Genomic DNA, 14,798 nt, shown 5'->3' with positions numbered 1-14,798 from the left:
ACCATTCCTTCAATCATCCAAAAAAAATGCATTTTGTCGACACTATGTGCCATTGAAAGTGATAGATGGCACTTTTATCGATTTTTTTATTTTGTAAGATGATTCTTAACCTAATTTAGGCCCATCATAGACGCGAAGTCCCAAATCGAGCGTAATGAAAACTAGAAAAATTGTCCTACTTATCATTTTCATCATTGGTGTTATCAGCCTGTGGTTGATGTCTTCCTTTACCAACAAGAACGCCTGTGAATATGCCACTTCCAACATAGAATATATTAAGGAACAAATAGAAGCCGCAATTTTGGCCAATAGTTTTGATAAGTCAAAATACTTTGTTTACAAGGCTTTGAGCAGTATTGAGAAAACACGGTCCAATTTTATGGAATGTGGGTGCGATGGAACCATTGTAAGTTTGGAAAAAACAGCATCTGACCTGAAATTGGCCACAAAGGCTCCTACTGCTGAAATTTCAAAAAAATCCTTGCATGCCGCTTTGGACAATACACTCATTGGCATGAAAATACTTCAGGTTTTTGAACAAGAATATGCTAGCATCTATGGTACGGACATATTGGTAATGAACACCAAGGAAGCCCTACAACATACAAATGACCTTCCGTTGCCCCAACAAGGTAACTTAAGAAAAAAGGTGCACAACTGCTTGTTGGGATTTGAATCGTCTCTGGAAAAGGTTGTAACTGATGTTGAATGTAACGAAGCGGTTGAATTTATCACCAAAATCCATGATGAAGCCAGTGTTACTCTCTTAGATACTAACTTATCTGAAGCCAAGAAGCAATACCATCAAAGGGTTCGCACAATTGCTAAAGATGCTCTTTCCGACCTAGGCGATTGCAACAGCGAATCGAAGTAATTATTTGCTGGCAAAGAGCTTTACATCCTCTTCCGACACTTCCTGTCCACCTAAAATGATAAGCCGTTCCACTACGTTGCGCAATTCCCGTACATTCCCGGTCCAGTCGTAGCCCTGTAACAATTTAAGGGCTTTCTTTGAAAATGATTTAGGCGCACTTCCTTGCTCTGAAGCTATTTTTTGGGCAAAATGATCAATGAGAAGTGGTATATCGTCCCGTCTATCGTTTAAAGCGGGCACCTGGATTAAAATAACTGCCAAACGGTGGTAAAGGTCTTCCCTGAAATTACCTTCTTCAATTTCTTTTTTGAGATTTTTGTTTGTCGCCGCCAATACCCGAACATCCACTTTAATGTCCTTATCCGTTCCTACACGGGAAATTTTATTTTCCTGAAGCGCCCGTAGTACTTTGGCCTGGGCCGAAAGACTCATGTCCCCTACTTCATCTAAGAAAATAGTACCCTTGTTCGCAGCTTCGAACTTGCCCGCCCTGTCTTTTACAGCAGAGGTAAATGCCCCTTTTACATGCCCGAAGAGCTCACTCTCTATCAATTCCGAAGGAATTGCGGCACAGTTGACTTCGATAAATGGAGCAGAGGAGCGTGGGCTTTTTTGATGCAACCAGTGGGCAACCAGTTCTTTTCCAGTACCATTGGGTCCAGTAATGAGCACACGGGCATCGGTGGGCGCCACTTTTTCTATTATCTCCTTTATGTTTTCGATTTCAGCACTTTCGCCAATCATCTCATAATTTTTGGAGACTTTTTTCTTCAGTATTTTATTCTCAACTACTAATTCTTTCCGGTCAACTGCATTGCGAACCGTGGTCAATAATCGATTTAAATCTGGTGGTTTTGAAATGTAATCAAAGGCGCCTAATCGCATGGTATTTACGGCAGTGTCCAAATCCCCATGACCAGAAATCATAATGAAAGGAATCTCCGGTTTTATTTTTTTTGTCGCTTCCAACACTTCCACCCCATCCATTTTGGGCATTTTAATATCGCACAGCACCAAATCAAAATCTTCTTTTTTTAGAGCTTCCATTCCCTTTAGACCATCTTCGGCTTCATGAACCTGGTACTTGTCGTTCTCTTCCGTCAAAATCTTAACCAAAACCCTTCTGATGGCCGATTCATCCTCTATTACCAAAATTTTAGACATACTGTGCTATTTAAAATATTCCTATTTTGAAACCGGTTCTAATATAAAAATTTGCCTCATCATTCAACAAAAAAACATTGGCCCGGTCATCGTTCCGCAATATTCCTCTTTGCTCAATGGAGCGTCCTGCCATGGCAAAAAAGGACATTCTTTTAGATATGTTATATTGATATCCTACGGTGGCCAGCAAGGCAGAAAGCGATATCTTCGAGGCCAACTGTCCATCGGGCAAACTAATATTGTCTTGGATATTTATAAAGTATCCATCCAAGAATAATGCCATTTCTAATGTATGCCTTTTACCCATGTGATATTTGAAGTTGGTCTTTGGTATACCCAAGGTGTACGACCATTTCGGATGGAACCTCTTGTAGTAGCTTACAATTGGCAACGGTATTGGGAGTCCCGTGGTACTGTTAAAAGACAATCCAAGTACTATTCGAAACGGTTTTTCGGCATTTGGGCTTTCCTTCCAGAATGAAGCAGTGGCATTGAGAAAAAAATCATCGGTCAATGTGCCGCTTGTAAAGTTGGAAGCCAATCTCGGAGTAAGAATTGTGACCAAATTCCAATTCTCGTTCCATTTTGTTATAAAACCAAGATTTAAATCGGCCACGTGAAACCGAATAAGCTCGCTTTTATCAAATTGAAAATCCCGGGAATATCCAATATCCAAGCGGTTGTATTCCATTCCAGCAACGAGATAATCTTTTTTTTGGTTCAACCTTATAGGGAGATTGAAAAGTATTTTGTAGCGCTGGGTTTTGATTCCTGTATCGTTTTCTGGAATGTTCAAATACTCAAATCTGAAAATATCGGTGCTCTGAGCCAATGTTGTAAAATGGTACAGAAACAGGAAGACAAAAAGCCAGCCCAGAGATTTATGATATGTTGCTTTTTTTATTTTTCTTGAATTTGTTGATGCTGAAAAAGATGGACATCGCGTTGCGGGAACGGGATTTTGATGTTATTCTCCTTGAATTTGGAATTTATTTTATATCGCAATTCACTTTTTATTTTGGGGTCCCCAAAACTGTCGTTGGTATAAAAATTGAGCGAAAAAACTAAAGCTGAGTCACCAAAATCGTCAAAGAGCACAAAGGGCTTTGGAGTTTTTAATACCTGCCTTTGCTCTTTGGCCACTTGCTCCAGTATCTGTGTCACCAACTCAACATCACTTCCATAGGCCACCCCCAAGGTCACTTTTTCCCTAGTGGTCTTGTGGTTTTGGGTATAGTTGTACATAATGTCGCTGATGAATTTGTGGTTGGGGATGATGATAATCTTGTCATCCCTGGTAATGGCCCTTGTGGTGCGTAGTTTTATCTGAAAAACCTTGCCCACTTTACCATCCACATCAACGACATCTCCTACTTGCAGCGATTTGTCCAATATAATGAAGATTCCTCCTAGAATATCCTTGAAAAACTCTTGCAGGGCCAATCCCAACCCCACGAACAAAGCTGCGGATGCTGTTATTATTAAAGTGATGTCTATTCCAGCAGCACTCAAGGAGACTAAGACAACCACCAAATAAATCATATAATTGATGAACTTAAAGACACTGGTGAACTTTTGTTTGTCCTCAGGCTCCATTTTTCGGGTAAACAAGTACCTCAACCATTGAAGCAAGAACTTGGTGACCACTATGGAAACAATCAACAAAAGCAACAAACCAATCGTCAAATGAATGGATTTTTCACCCTCTCCAATGTGAAACCCGGTATTCAAGAATTCCATTATGGAACCCCAGATGTCTTCTTTAATGATTTCTTTTATTTCATCTCCCTCTTTTTGCATATCTAGATCAATATCTTAACCATTTAAAGAGTTCTTTATAGGTTGGTCTTTTGCCGTACATTAAAATGCCCACTCTGTAAATTTTGGCCGCCAACGAAACTATACCCCAAAAAGTTACAACTAATAGTGCAATAGACAACAACAGTTGCCACAAAGGTACGCCGCCTTCACCAATGCCGCCCGGCAAACGCATCAACATAACTATGGGAGAGGTAAGCGGAAATAAAGAAAATCCGACAGCTATAGGTCCGTGAGGGTTATTAAACACTGAAAAGAAACCTACATAAATAGCCAACATCAACGGTAAAATTATAGGAAAAATGAATTGTTGGGTGTCGGTTTCATTATCAACGGCCGCCCCAATGGCTGCATAAATGGAGCTATAGATCAAATACCCCAAAATGAAATAAATCAAGAAAGAACCTATTAATAGTATCCAAGGTATATTGATGATTTCGCGGGTATACAAAATCATCTCCTTGCTCATGGTTCCGGAAAATTGCGAGACATTGCTTCCCATCCCCGGTGCCATGGATGTTTGTGCCGCGACTGCGCCCAAATCAATATCCAAAAACAACAGGACTAAAAGCAACAATATGGATGCTGAAAAAATCCATATGATAAATTGAGTGATTCCTGCCAGTGAGGTGCCTATAATTTTGCCCAACATCAGTTGAAATGGTTTTACCGACGAGATGATGACCTCAATAATCCTGCTGGTCTTTTCCTCGATGACGCTTCGCATAACAAATCCTCCATAGATAATGATAAACATCATAATGGCATAGCCAAAAGCTCCTCCGATAAACGCTTTGATTTCGTTGATTCCCTTCACACTTTTTTCACCATCGAATGTGGCCAAATTGATTTCAAAAGGTCTCTCAACTTCCGAAAACTGCTCGGGCGATACACCCAACTGTACCAATCGGTTTTGGCGTAACTGCTGTTGAAAAACCCCTTCCAACGTTTGGGTGACATTGGTATTGGGATTTTCCTTGGTGTACAAATAAGCGGCTTGTGCAACTTCTTCCAAAGTCCCTCCCTTCGGGAGATACAGCAACCCATAGTATTCCAGAGCATTGGTGGAATCCTGGGCCTGTTCCAATGAAATACCATCAAAATGTACGTAGGACAATCCTTGGGAAGGTCGGAACTGTTCTTGGAAAAAACCACTCTCGTTCAAGACCGAAACCACCCTTGCTTCATTGTCATTTATTTTGGTGAGATAGGCAATCAATACAATCATCCCAACAATCAATAAAGGACTCAAAATGGTCATTACAATAAAAGACCTGTTGCGCACCTTGGCCAAATACTCACGTTTGATAATCAACGCCAACTTACCCGTCATGATCCTTGTCTTTTACCGTTTGAATAAATATGTCGTTGGCCGAGGGAATAGTTTCCTCAAAATGATTGATATTGGCGTGATCGGACAATTCTGCCAGCACTTCCGCCGTATGGCTGGACGGTAACTGTACCCTGAAGTCGAGTTGTTTTTCGGTTTTATCGTAATGGGATGAAAGTATGCTGAATTTGTCGTTCAACATATGCAATAGAGCATCACCATCTTCTTTTAGTTGCAATCCCACATTGAAAATGTTGTTTTTGTAGGCTTTCTTAATATCGGATAGCCTCCCATCCAAAATTTTTTCTGATTTATGGATTAAGGCAATGTATTCGCACAATTCTTCAACGGACTCCATTCGGTGTGTGGAAAATATAATTGACGTGCCCTGCTCTTTCAGTTGCAGTATTTCATCTTTGATGATATTGGCATTGATGGGGTCGAATCCGCTAAAGGGTTCATCAAATATGAGCAGTTTCGGTTGATGTAATATCGTTACGATGAATTGTATCTTTTGGGCCATTCCCTTGGAGAGTTCTTGGATTTTTTTGTTCCACCAGTCCCCAATATCCAAGCGTTCAAACCAATATTTAAGTCTTCTTTTTGCTTCCTGTTTGGAAAGACCCTTCAATTGGGCCAGGTAAAGTGCCTGCTCCCCCACTTTCATACTTTTATATAAACCACGTTCCTCGGGCAAATATCCAATTAGTGAAATATGCTTAGGTGCCAACGGTTCGCCGTTGAACCAAATTCTTCCTTCATCTTGGTAAGTAATCTGATTGATGATGCGAATAAACGTGGTCTTTCCGGCCCCGTTGGGGCCTAACAGCCCATAGATACAATTTCTGGGTATTTTTAGTGAAATGTTGCTTAGCGCAGTATAGTTCCCATACGTCTTGGAAACGTTCTCGGCAACAAGGATGTCGTCCATTCAAACTATTTTTTCAAAGATATGCAATTGCCCTAAAAAGTCCTCTGACTTTAAAAAACAAAACCCACCCTCAAAAAAAATTCAAGGATGGGAAAAAAATTGCTATGAAAAAGAAAATTAGATATTGGATATCCAACATCAATTTCAAATATACGTTTTTTATTTAAACAGAAAACTTTTTAGCTTCAAGAGAACATATCTTTTACCTTCTCGAAAAAGGATTTTTCCGATTTTTCAGGCTTTGGAACAAAGTTTTCATCATTGGCCATGCGTTCAAAAAAATCGCGCTGCTCCTTGTTCAACTCCTTGGGTGTCCACACATTCACATGTACCAGCAAATCACCGCTTCCGTATCCATTGATGCTTGCAATTCCCTTGCCACGTAAACGCAATATCTTTCCTGATTGAATCCCAGGTTCCAACTTTATCCGTACTTTGCCCCCTACTGCGTCAATTTCTTTGGAACTTCCTAAAACTGCCTCTGAAAAGCTGATATACAGATCATAATGCAAATTATCACCTTCTCTTTTCAAGGTTTCGTGCTCAACGGTCTCAATGGCCACCAAAAGGTCACCGGGAACCCCATTGCCAGGTGCCCCATTTCCTTTTCCGGACACTTTCAACTGCATTCCTTCTTCCACTCCGGGCGGAATTTTGATGGAAACTGTCTCTTCCTTAACAGTTAAGCCCTGTGCATCTGCTCCAACTGGTCTATTATCAATGATTTGTCCGGCTCCCCCACATGTGCTGCAGGTCGTGGAAGTTTGCATACGCCCCAGAATGGTGTTGGTAATTTTGGTCATTTGTCCGCTTCCGTTGCAAGTGGAACAGGTTTTATAGGTCACTCCATCGGCCTGTACCTTTCTTCTCACCTTCACCTTCTTTTCAACACCATTGGCCACTTCATCGAGGGTCAACCTAACCCGTATGCGTAGGTTGCTTCCCTTAACCCGACGCTGACCTCCACCACCAAATCCACCAAATCCGCTGAATCCACCTCCGAAAGCGCTACCAAAAATATCCCCAAACTGACTGAATATGTCATCCATGTTCATGCCACCACCGCCAAATCCACCACCTTCGAAGGCTGCATGGCCATACTGGTCATATTTGGCGCGCTTGTTTGGGTCACTCAGCACCTCATAGGCTTCGGCTGCCTTTTTGAACATTTCTTCGGCCTTGGCATCACCAGGATTTTTATCTGGATGAAATTCAATGGCCTTTTTTCGGTAAGCTTTTTTAATATCGGCTGCCGACGCCCCTTTGGAAACACCCAATATTTCGTAATAGTCTTCCTTCATAAACTCTTAGTTTCCAACAACCACCTTTGGATGTCGTATGATGCGATCTCCCAGTTTAAATCCTTTTTCAACCACATCAATGATTTTTCCTTTCAACTTTTTATTGGGAGCAGGTATTTGGGTTATGGCCTCATGTATTTCCGCATCAAAAACATCACCTTCTTTAACTTCAACTTGTTCCAAGCCTTTACTTTTGAGTGTCTCTCTAAATTTGATATTGATGAGTTCTACGCCTTTAAACATTTCCTTGTCCTCGGATTTGGAAAGTTCTTTAAGGGCACGATCAAAGTCGTCCATGATGGGCAATAGGGAAACCATTACCTCTTGACCCGCAGTTTTGAAAAGCTCCATCCGTTCTTTGGAAGTTCTTTTCTTAAAGTTTTCAAATTCTGCAAACAGTCTTAGAAATTTATCTTTTTCCTTGGCCAAATCTTCACGCAGTCGGTCTTCCATTGAAACTTCTTCATCTTCTTCAACTCCGTGGTCCGCACTTTCGTTTTTTTCGCTCAGTTCAGGGTTCTCGTTCGTGGGAACCCCATTGAGTTCCTCTTCCATTTCCTCAACCTTACTCTTTTTGCTCATAAACGTTTGTTTTATTTCTCTTTCTGAAGTGGCAAAAGTACTGCCAATTGTCCAAAAATGTCAAAATGTCATTATAAAACATAAAAAAATCCGCAGTAGCGGATTTTATCCATTCTATTAAAGGGTTTTGAGCTCTATACCAGCTCGTTCTTCATTGTCGTCGGCGACGTTTCTTTGTTATTGTTTTCAACATACAAATGCTCTAATGCCAAACTTAGGTTGGGATATAGAAAAATGAATCCTTGCTTTTCAATTTTTTTACTACTGACCCTTTGACTGGCAAACAATAGATAGGACATTTTTCCAAACACCGCCTTGAGCACAAATTTTGGGACATTTGGCAGCCAGAGTGGGCGGTTGAGTACCCGTGCCAATTCTTTGGTCATTTTAGTATTGGTCACAGGATTGGGCGAAACTCCATTGAAGACCCCGTGGAGCCTATTTTCCAAAACAAAAACGAACATTTGAGCCAAATCATCAATATGAACCCAAGATTGCCATTGCTCACCGCTTCCCACTGGGGCCCCGACAAAATTTTTGACGGGTGCTGCCATTCGCGGCAGTGCGCCTCCATCGGTAGCGAGTACGATTCCTATCCGAATTTTGGCCACATCAAGGCCAAGGTCTTCAAATTGGTCTGCGGAAGCTTCCCATTGTTTTACGACATCTCCTACAAAGCTATTATCCACCGCTGTTTCTTTTTCATCATAATAATGGGTCAAAGAATCAGGATATATTCCAATCGCTGATGCGGTTATAAACGATTTTATTCTAGCCGACTTGTCTGTGGCCAATGCGTTTCGCAGGGTGTCCAAGCTTTTGGTCCTGCTTTCCAAGATTTTTTGTTTGTGCTCCTTTGTCCATCGCTTTGCAATACTGGCTCCCGCTAAATTGATGACAGCATCCACTCCTTCCAGACAGGCCATGTCAATCTCACCATTGTTGGGGTTCCAATAAAATCCTTGAAAATCGGGAGAGTTTGTAATTTTCTCTTTGCTGGTGGTAAGGTAGTTCACCGAAATATTTCGTTGGTCCAGCACTTTAACAATAGCTTCACCTACCAATCCCGTAGCTCCTGTAATCAACACCTTCATACAATCATTTTGTTTCAAAGTTAGTAGTTTAAATGTCTGCTTTTCAGGTATTAATTTAGGTTTAACACAAATGTTTAAACTTTATGACAATTTATGATAGCAAATTTTCAGGGGTTAACATAACATTCAAACAACGTTAGGTTTTCGTGGCGCGCAGCATTTCTCTTTTTCCAGGCGGACCCGGCAATCGTTCCACTAAAAAACCAACAGTTTGCAATGCCCTACGTACACTACCCTTGGCCGAGTAGGTGATCAAAGTTCCATTTTTTTGGAGCGAACGATACATTTTCATAAAGATTTCCTCGGTCCATAATTCGGGTTGCACCCTAGGGCCAAAAGCATCAAAATAAATGAGGTTAAACAGGTTTTTGTCAGTTACATCCTTGAAATCTTTTTTTTGCTTTTGCAGAATAAATGTGTCGGTTAACTGTACGGATTCTTCCCAAGGGGCATCGTGCATTTTTTTCAACACTGTTTCGCAATCCTTGGCCCTGAAATGTTTACCGTAGTCTAGAGCGATAACTTCTGCCTGAGAAACGGGAAACGCCTCCACTCCCCTGTAATTAATGGTCAACTCCAGTTGTTCAGATTCTAAAAGTGTAATCAACGCGTTTAACCCTGTTCCAAAGCCAATTTCCAAAAGGTTGACCTCGGTTTTATGGAACAAGCACAATCCATGTTCAATAAAAACGTGATATGCTTCCTGAACCGCTCCATGTTTGGAATGATATTGTTCGCCCCAATCCTCTATTTGAATGGTTTTGGAACCATCTCCGGTTTCAATTATCCTGCGCTTCAATTTTCGTTGCGGATTAACACACCATCGGCCTCTAAACGCAATATTTTCTTGGGAGCCTTAATTTGAGCTATTTCTTCAGACGAGGCTCCTCTATCTCGTGCATAATGTTTTTGATCTTCGACCGACATCTCTTCCAAAAAAGCCATACCATTGACAACCACATCTTTACTGGCTGAATTTTTGGGCACAAAAAAACCATAGTCCTTAAATCTCACAAAAACTTCTTCACTGTTTTCCATAGTCACTTTCATCCAACATCCTTTTGCTTGGCACACTTCCTTAATTTTTCCCACCAATTGGGTTTGGACCGTGTCTTTTGGAAGAAGTTCCCGGTAAACACTTTGGATACCATACTGATTTTGCTGCACTTCGAAGACCTCACCATAAAAAACATCTGAATCTTCGTCCTGCGCTACGGCAAACTGTATAAAAAACATTGGTAAAACGGTAGCGAAAATGTTAAAAAACCTCATAATCAACAAGATTTGTGTTCTCTCTAAAAAAGAATAATAATTAGAATTCGGGTTAGGCCAAAACTAACAATAATTGGCTAATTTTAATGTCTAAATCATTAGGTCATGGAAGCAATGGTAAACAATATACCTGTGGAAAAAGCCAAGACTTCTAAAATTCATAATGTGGATTTTGACAATCTTGCCTTTGGGACCACGTATACCGATCATATGTTGGTCTCCGATTTTAACGATGGGGAATGGAGCGCCCCCAAGATTATTCCTTACCAACCCGTTACATTAGAACCTTCTTCTAAAATATTTCATTACGGGCAGTCCATTTTTGAAGGACTAAAAGCCTACAAAGATGAGCAAGGTAGTGTATGGCTCTTTAGGCCCATGGAAAATTTTAAACGATTGAACAAATCTGCAAAAAGATTGGCCATACCTGAACTTCCTGAAAGCCATTTTATAGATGGCCTGACGGCCCTGTTGCGATTGGAGCAAGATTGGGTTCCGCAAAATCCTGGGAGCTCATTGTATGTTAGACCTTTTATGTTTGCCTCTGGCACGGGCTTTCATGCGTCACCAGCGGATAAATACAAATTTATCATTGCCTTGGCACCCTCTGGAGCCTATTTTTCAGGCAAGGTCAAGGTTTTGATTGAAGAAAAGTATTCCCGGGCGGCCAATGGTGGTGTTGGGTATGCCAAGGCGGGAGGAAATTATGCGGGACAGTTCTATCCCACCCAGCTTGCTGCCGAAAAAGGATATCAACAAGTTATTTGGACAGATGACAACAACCATGAGTTCATTGAAGAGGCCGGGGCAATGAACGTTTTTGTGCGTATCAATGATACCCTGATCACTGCGCCCACCAACGATCGTATTTTGGATGGTATTACTCGAAAAAGTATTTTGGATATTGCCAAAGATGAAGGCATTGACACCGAAGTCCGAAAGGTATCGGTAAAAGAAGTGGTTGATGCCGCGAAAAATGGTTCATTGAAGGAAATGTTCGGAGCAGGCACTGCAGCGGTAGTTTCACCAATTGCTGCTTTTGGTTATAAAGATGTAGATTATGAGTTGCCGGAACTAGGCGACAGTTATGCGTCTAAGCTGAAGAAACGAATAACAGATATTCAATACAACCGCGCTGAAGATAAATTTGGATGGCGCTATAAAGTAGTATAATCGATAAAAGCACCATTTTGGTGCTTTTTTTATTTGTCCATAATTTCCTGAATATTAGGTTTGAAATAGTTCGGTCCCTTAAGCACTTTTCCATCCTCCCTATATATAGGCTTGCCATCTTTTCCCAACTTGCTCATATTGCTGCGCTGGATTTCTTCAAAAACCTCCTCAATCTTATATTGCATGCCATGCTCCAAAATGGTGCCACAAAGAATGTATAGCATATCGCCCAAAGCATCGGCGACCTCTATTAAGTCGCCATTATTGGCAGCCTCCAAATATTCTTTGTTCTCCTCGTCCATCAGATTGAACCTCAATCTATTCTTACCGAATCCCAAGTTGGCTGTTGGTTTTTGCGAAACGCCAAGGCCAAATGATTTATGGAACATTTCAACTGCCTTTATTTTACTTTTCATTGCTCGTTATTTGATTTAGCTTTGCGTAAAAATATAAAATATGTTCAGTACCGGACAGCTGGTTTTTGCCTTACTTTTTGTTATTGCCTTTATCGTACTCCTAGTTATTTCTTACCGCAAAGACAAAAAATTGCACCAAAGAAATTATAAAGGTGTAACATGGGTCTTAGTTTCCTTTGTGATTTTTGTAATCGTCCTATTCTTGATCAAACACTTTCTCAAAAATTAACAGCAACATTGCATATACCACAAAAAAGGAGGTCTTTACAACTTTTAATAAGGTTCTAAACGTATACTATAAGAAAAGGTGTACTTTTGTTTAACATTTATTTAGCAAATCCACTATGATTACATTTTTGGGAATCTTATTCGGCTTACTTGCTATAAACGCAGTCCTTTTGTTGTTCAGTGTTAATGGTACCACTGAAGTATTTGGAAGGTCAGCGCAGAAAAATGATAAGACTTCCGTTACCAAACTCTTCCCCCCGAAGTCTTCTGAAACTGAATACAAGAAAGCGGTTTAGTTTGTACCTTTAAGCTATGAAACATGCTCTTCTTGTTTTTCTTGGGGGCGGCTTTGGCAGTTTACTCCGCTTTGTTATTTCCAAATTCCTTAATCCCCAATTCCAGAATTTCTTTCTAGGTACTTTTTTGGTCAATGTTCTTGGTTGTCTATTAATAGGTGTAATACTCGGGCTATCTGAAAGGGGCAACCTTTTTTCTTTGAATACTTCACTTTTTTTGGCCACTGGCTTTTGTGGTGGGTTTACCACCTTTTCGGCATTCGCGTTTGAGCAGCACACATTTTTAAAGAATGGCGAGCTATTCAACTTCTCTTTTTATACTATTTCCAGTTTGGTGCTTGGTGTTTTGGCAGTTTCCCTTGGGTTCTGGCTTACCAGATTGGGCAACTAGTTACGTTTCTAACTTTTATGCTTCCTTTTTGTTTGTTTGATAACACATTTGTAATAAAAATCCTCATTACGTTCAAAATAAGCTCCCCGCTACCTTTTGTGTTATGAAAAAATCATTAAATGATTAAAAAAATGATTTGTATAATCATATACCCCTAAAATTATAGGGGTATTTTTTTTATAACAATAAAAATAGCATCCATACCCATATAAATTACATGGTCTAAACCGTATTAATCTATATTTGACCTCATCAATTAACATCTTAATTATGAAAAAAGTCGAGGCAATTATTAGAAAATCAAAATTTGATGAGGTGAAAAAAGCACTTCATGAAATTGAGGTGAACTTCTTCAGTTACTGGGATGTAACAGGAGTCGGAAACGAAAAACAAGGTCATGTTTACAGGGGTATCTCCTACAGTACATCAGATATTCAACGAAGGTATCTGGTTATAGTCGTGTCTGATGATTTTTTGGAAAAAACGGTCAACACATTATTGGATTCCGCTGCCACTGGAAATGTGGGAGATGGTAAAATATTCGTATCCGATGTGATTGAAGCGTATCGAATAAGAACCAAGGAGAACGGAAGCGCCGGAATAAACTAATTACAAACCAACTAACGACAATATTTAAAGATTATGGATTCAGGATTATTTACAGCAAATAACGTATGGATGATGGTATGTACCGGACTGGTGTTCTTTATGCACCTGGGGTTCTCCTTTTTGGAAATCGGTCTTACCAGACAAAAGAACACGGTGAACATTTTATTCAAAAATGTTTTCATTATATGTGTTGGAATTTTACTCTATTACATAGGAGGCTTTAATTTAATGTACCCTGGCTTTGAAGATGGGGATTTAGGTTTTCTCAAATTCGCAGGTTTCGGAATCGCTGCCCCAGAAAATGGTATGACACCGGAATATGCCGACGGTGGCTATACTTGGTGGACCGATTTCTTGTTCCAAGGCATGTTTGCGGCCACAGCGGCCACCATCGTATCTGGAGCGGTAGCAGAACGTATTAAATTGGGAAGCTTCATGGTATTTACCATAATATATGTAGGGCTTATCTATCCAATCGTAGGTTCGTGGCAGTGGGGAAGCGGATTCCTATCTTCCCTTTCTTTTGGTGAAGCCGAAGGATTCTACGATTTTGCAGGGTCTACATTGGTTCACTCCGTTGGAGGATGGGGCGCTTTAATGGCCATTTACCTTCTGGGAGCTAGAATCGGCAAATTTGGAGAGGATGGAAAAACAAAAGCCATTCCAGGGCATAACTTACCTTTGGCCGCAGCGGGTGTATTGATTCTATGGTTGGGCTGGTTCGGATTTAATGGGGGTTCCGTACTTTCCGCTGACCCAGAATTAACTTCCTTGGTATTGGTTACTACCTCACTGGCCGCAGCAGCCGGTGGAGTTTCCGCCTTTGTAACTTCATTCTTCGCTTACAAAAACTTTGACTTGACCATGTTCCTGAACGGAATCTTGGGCGGTCTTGTGGGTATTACCGCAGGAGCAGACCAAATGTCTCCCAATGAGGCGGTCATTATTGGTCTTTTGGCCGGTCTAATCATTGTTGCCGGAGTTGCCCTGATAGACAAACTAAAATTGGATGATCCTGTTGGCGCAGTGGCCGTTCACTTGATTTGCGGAATCTGGGGCACACTTGCCGTTGGAATTTTTGGACAATTGGCCGGTTTCGACCAATTTTTGGTGCAGTTGGCCGGAGTTGGAGCAGCAGCAACATTTTGCTCATTGACGGCTTTCATCATCCTGTTTGTGATCAAGAAAGTCTCTGGACTTAGGGTATCAGAAGAAGAAGAACTCGAAGGTCTTGATATCCACGAACACGGTATGGATGCCTATGCCGATTTTAGAATGAATCAACATTAAATTATAAAAAGGAAACGGAGCGTTCTGCC

General features: G+C 40.8%; 16 protein-coding genes. 5 read left to right on the top strand and 11 right to left on the bottom strand.

Annotated features, from left to right (window positions below; translation table 11 throughout):
• The first annotated feature begins 154 nt into the window (after positions 1 to 154).
• Positions 155 to 874 carry a hypothetical protein gene (locus tag GTQ34_RS00245; RefSeq protein WP_166521755.1) on the top strand — a complete coding sequence of 240 codons (720 nt, stop codon included), beginning with the start codon at positions 155 to 157 and terminating at the stop codon, positions 872 to 874.
• Here GTQ34_RS00245 and GTQ34_RS00240 read toward each other — a convergent pair whose 3' ends face one another.
• The 10 genes from GTQ34_RS00240 to GTQ34_RS00195 all read right to left on the bottom strand — a co-directional run bounded on the left by GTQ34_RS00240 (position 875) and on the right by GTQ34_RS00195 (position 10,366).
• A complete protein-coding gene (locus GTQ34_RS00240) occupies positions 875 to 2,038 on the bottom strand; it encodes a sigma-54-dependent transcriptional regulator (protein WP_166521754.1) in 1,164 nt (387 codons plus the stop codon).
• A gap of 10 nt (positions 2,039 to 2,048) precedes the next feature.
• Positions 2,049 to 2,834 carry a DUF6268 family outer membrane beta-barrel protein gene (locus tag GTQ34_RS00235; RefSeq protein WP_235914935.1) on the bottom strand — a complete coding sequence of 262 codons (786 nt, stop codon included), beginning with the start codon at positions 2,832 to 2,834 and terminating at the stop codon, positions 2,049 to 2,051.
• A 104-nt stretch (positions 2,835 to 2,938) separates the two neighbouring features.
• On the bottom strand, positions 2,939 to 3,838 hold the full coding sequence (locus GTQ34_RS00230) for a mechanosensitive ion channel family protein (protein ID WP_166521753.1): 900 nt from the start codon (positions 3,836 to 3,838) through the stop codon (positions 2,939 to 2,941).
• 7 nt (positions 3,839 to 3,845) lie between these two features.
• Positions 3,846 to 5,189 carry an ABC transporter permease gene (locus GTQ34_RS00225; protein ID WP_166521752.1) on the bottom strand — a complete coding sequence of 448 codons (1,344 nt, stop codon included), beginning with the start codon at positions 5,187 to 5,189 and terminating at the stop codon, positions 3,846 to 3,848.
• Positions 5,179 to 6,117, bottom strand: a complete 939-nt coding sequence (locus GTQ34_RS00220; protein WP_166521751.1) for an ABC transporter ATP-binding protein — start codon at positions 6,115 to 6,117, stop codon at positions 5,179 to 5,181. The genes GTQ34_RS00225 and GTQ34_RS00220 overlap by 11 nt, the downstream gene beginning before the upstream one ends.
• Before the next feature lie 185 nt (positions 6,118 to 6,302).
• Positions 6,303 to 7,418: a molecular chaperone DnaJ gene (dnaJ, locus tag GTQ34_RS00215; RefSeq protein ID WP_166521750.1), complete on the bottom strand. Its 1,116-nt coding sequence runs from the start codon at positions 7,416 to 7,418 to the stop codon at positions 6,303 to 6,305.
• A gap of 6 nt (positions 7,419 to 7,424) precedes the next feature.
• A complete protein-coding gene (locus GTQ34_RS00210) occupies positions 7,425 to 8,000 on the bottom strand; it encodes a nucleotide exchange factor GrpE (protein ID WP_166521749.1) in 576 nt (191 codons plus the stop codon).
• A 134-nt stretch (positions 8,001 to 8,134) separates the two neighbouring features.
• The gene (locus GTQ34_RS00205; RefSeq protein WP_166521748.1) at positions 8,135 to 9,094 is read right to left on the bottom strand and encodes a TIGR01777 family oxidoreductase; all 960 of its coding nucleotides are present in this window, start codon (positions 9,092 to 9,094) and stop codon (positions 8,135 to 8,137) included.
• Positions 9,095 to 9,230: 136 nt separating this feature from the next.
• A complete protein-coding gene (gene mnmC2 / locus GTQ34_RS00200) occupies positions 9,231 to 9,893 on the bottom strand; it encodes a tRNA (5-methylaminomethyl-2-thiouridine)(34)-methyltransferase MnmC2 (protein WP_166521747.1) in 663 nt (220 codons plus the stop codon).
• The gene (locus tag GTQ34_RS00195; protein ID WP_166521746.1) at positions 9,890 to 10,366 is read right to left on the bottom strand and encodes a DUF4920 domain-containing protein; all 477 of its coding nucleotides are present in this window, start codon (positions 10,364 to 10,366) and stop codon (positions 9,890 to 9,892) included. Before GTQ34_RS00195 ends, mnmC2 begins: the two co-directional genes overlap by 4 nt.
• A gap of 105 nt (positions 10,367 to 10,471) precedes the next feature.
• On the opposite strand from GTQ34_RS00195, the gene GTQ34_RS00190 reads away from it, so the two are divergent.
• Complete coding sequence (locus GTQ34_RS00190) at positions 10,472 to 11,539, top strand: branched-chain amino acid aminotransferase (protein WP_208103799.1); 1,068 nt, start codon at positions 10,472 to 10,474, stop codon at positions 11,537 to 11,539.
• A 29-nt stretch (positions 11,540 to 11,568) separates the two neighbouring features.
• On the opposite strand, the gene GTQ34_RS00185 is transcribed toward GTQ34_RS00190, so the two are convergent.
• Complete coding sequence (locus tag GTQ34_RS00185; RefSeq protein ID WP_166521745.1) at positions 11,569 to 11,955, bottom strand: pyrophosphohydrolase domain-containing protein; 387 nt, start codon at positions 11,953 to 11,955, stop codon at positions 11,569 to 11,571.
• 540 nt (positions 11,956 to 12,495) lie between these two features.
• On the opposite strand from GTQ34_RS00185, the gene crcB reads away from it, so the two are divergent.
• From crcB to GTQ34_RS00170, 3 genes are all read left to right on the top strand, one after another.
• Positions 12,496 to 12,870: a fluoride efflux transporter CrcB gene (gene crcB / locus GTQ34_RS00180; protein ID WP_166521744.1), complete on the top strand. Its 375-nt coding sequence runs from the start codon at positions 12,496 to 12,498 to the stop codon at positions 12,868 to 12,870.
• A gap of 270 nt (positions 12,871 to 13,140) precedes the next feature.
• Positions 13,141 to 13,479 carry a P-II family nitrogen regulator gene (locus tag GTQ34_RS00175; protein ID WP_166521743.1) on the top strand — a complete coding sequence of 113 codons (339 nt, stop codon included), beginning with the start codon at positions 13,141 to 13,143 and terminating at the stop codon, positions 13,477 to 13,479.
• 33 nt (positions 13,480 to 13,512) lie between these two features.
• The gene (locus GTQ34_RS00170) at positions 13,513 to 14,769 is read left to right on the top strand and encodes an ammonium transporter (protein ID WP_166521742.1); all 1,257 of its coding nucleotides are present in this window, start codon (positions 13,513 to 13,515) and stop codon (positions 14,767 to 14,769) included.
• Positions 14,770 to 14,798: the final 29 nt, after the last annotated feature.

It is taken from the genome of Flagellimonas ochracea (assembly GCF_009903685.1).
GTDB classification, from domain to species: domain Bacteria; phylum Bacteroidota; class Bacteroidia; order Flavobacteriales; family Flavobacteriaceae; genus Flagellimonas; species Flagellimonas ochracea.
This window is presented reverse-complemented; position numbering and strand designations above follow the sequence as displayed.

Bases quoted from the DNA above. Each gene is read 5' to 3' on its own strand.
- GTQ34_RS00245 (WP_166521755.1), top strand. From the start codon at position 155: ATGAAAACTAGAAAAATTGTCCTACTTATCATTTTCATCATTGGTGTT.
- GTQ34_RS00240 (WP_166521754.1), bottom strand. From the start codon at position 2,038: ATGTCTAAAATTTTGGTAATAGAGGATGAATCGGCCATCAGAAGGGTT.
- GTQ34_RS00175 (WP_166521743.1), top strand. From the start codon at position 13,141: ATGAAAAAAGTCGAGGCAATTATTAGAAAATCAAAATTTGATGAGGTG.
- GTQ34_RS00230 (WP_166521753.1), bottom strand. From the start codon at position 3,838: ATGCAAAAAGAGGGAGATGAAATAAAAGAAATCATTAAAGAAGACATC.
- GTQ34_RS00190 (WP_208103799.1), top strand. From the start codon at position 10,472: ATGGAAGCAATGGTAAACAATATACCTGTGGAAAAAGCCAAGACTTCT.
- GTQ34_RS00170 (WP_166521742.1), top strand. From the start codon at position 13,513: ATGGATTCAGGATTATTTACAGCAAATAACGTATGGATGATGGTATGT.
- GTQ34_RS00220 (WP_166521751.1), bottom strand. From the start codon at position 6,117: ATGGACGACATCCTTGTTGCCGAGAACGTTTCCAAGACGTATGGGAAC.
- crcB (WP_166521744.1), top strand. From the start codon at position 12,496: ATGAAACATGCTCTTCTTGTTTTTCTTGGGGGCGGCTTTGGCAGTTTA.
- GTQ34_RS00210 (WP_166521749.1), bottom strand. From the start codon at position 8,000: ATGAGCAAAAAGAGTAAGGTTGAGGAAATGGAAGAGGAACTCAATGGG.
- GTQ34_RS00195 (WP_166521746.1), bottom strand. From the start codon at position 10,366: ATGAGGTTTTTTAACATTTTCGCTACCGTTTTACCAATGTTTTTTATA.
- GTQ34_RS00225 (WP_166521752.1), bottom strand. From the start codon at position 5,189: ATGACGGGTAAGTTGGCGTTGATTATCAAACGTGAGTATTTGGCCAAG.
- dnaJ (WP_166521750.1), bottom strand. From the start codon at position 7,418: ATGAAGGAAGACTATTACGAAATATTGGGTGTTTCCAAAGGGGCGTCG.
- GTQ34_RS00185 (WP_166521745.1), bottom strand. From the start codon at position 11,955: ATGAAAAGTAAAATAAAGGCAGTTGAAATGTTCCATAAATCATTTGGC.
- GTQ34_RS00205 (WP_166521748.1), bottom strand. From the start codon at position 9,094: ATGAAGGTGTTGATTACAGGAGCTACGGGATTGGTAGGTGAAGCTATT.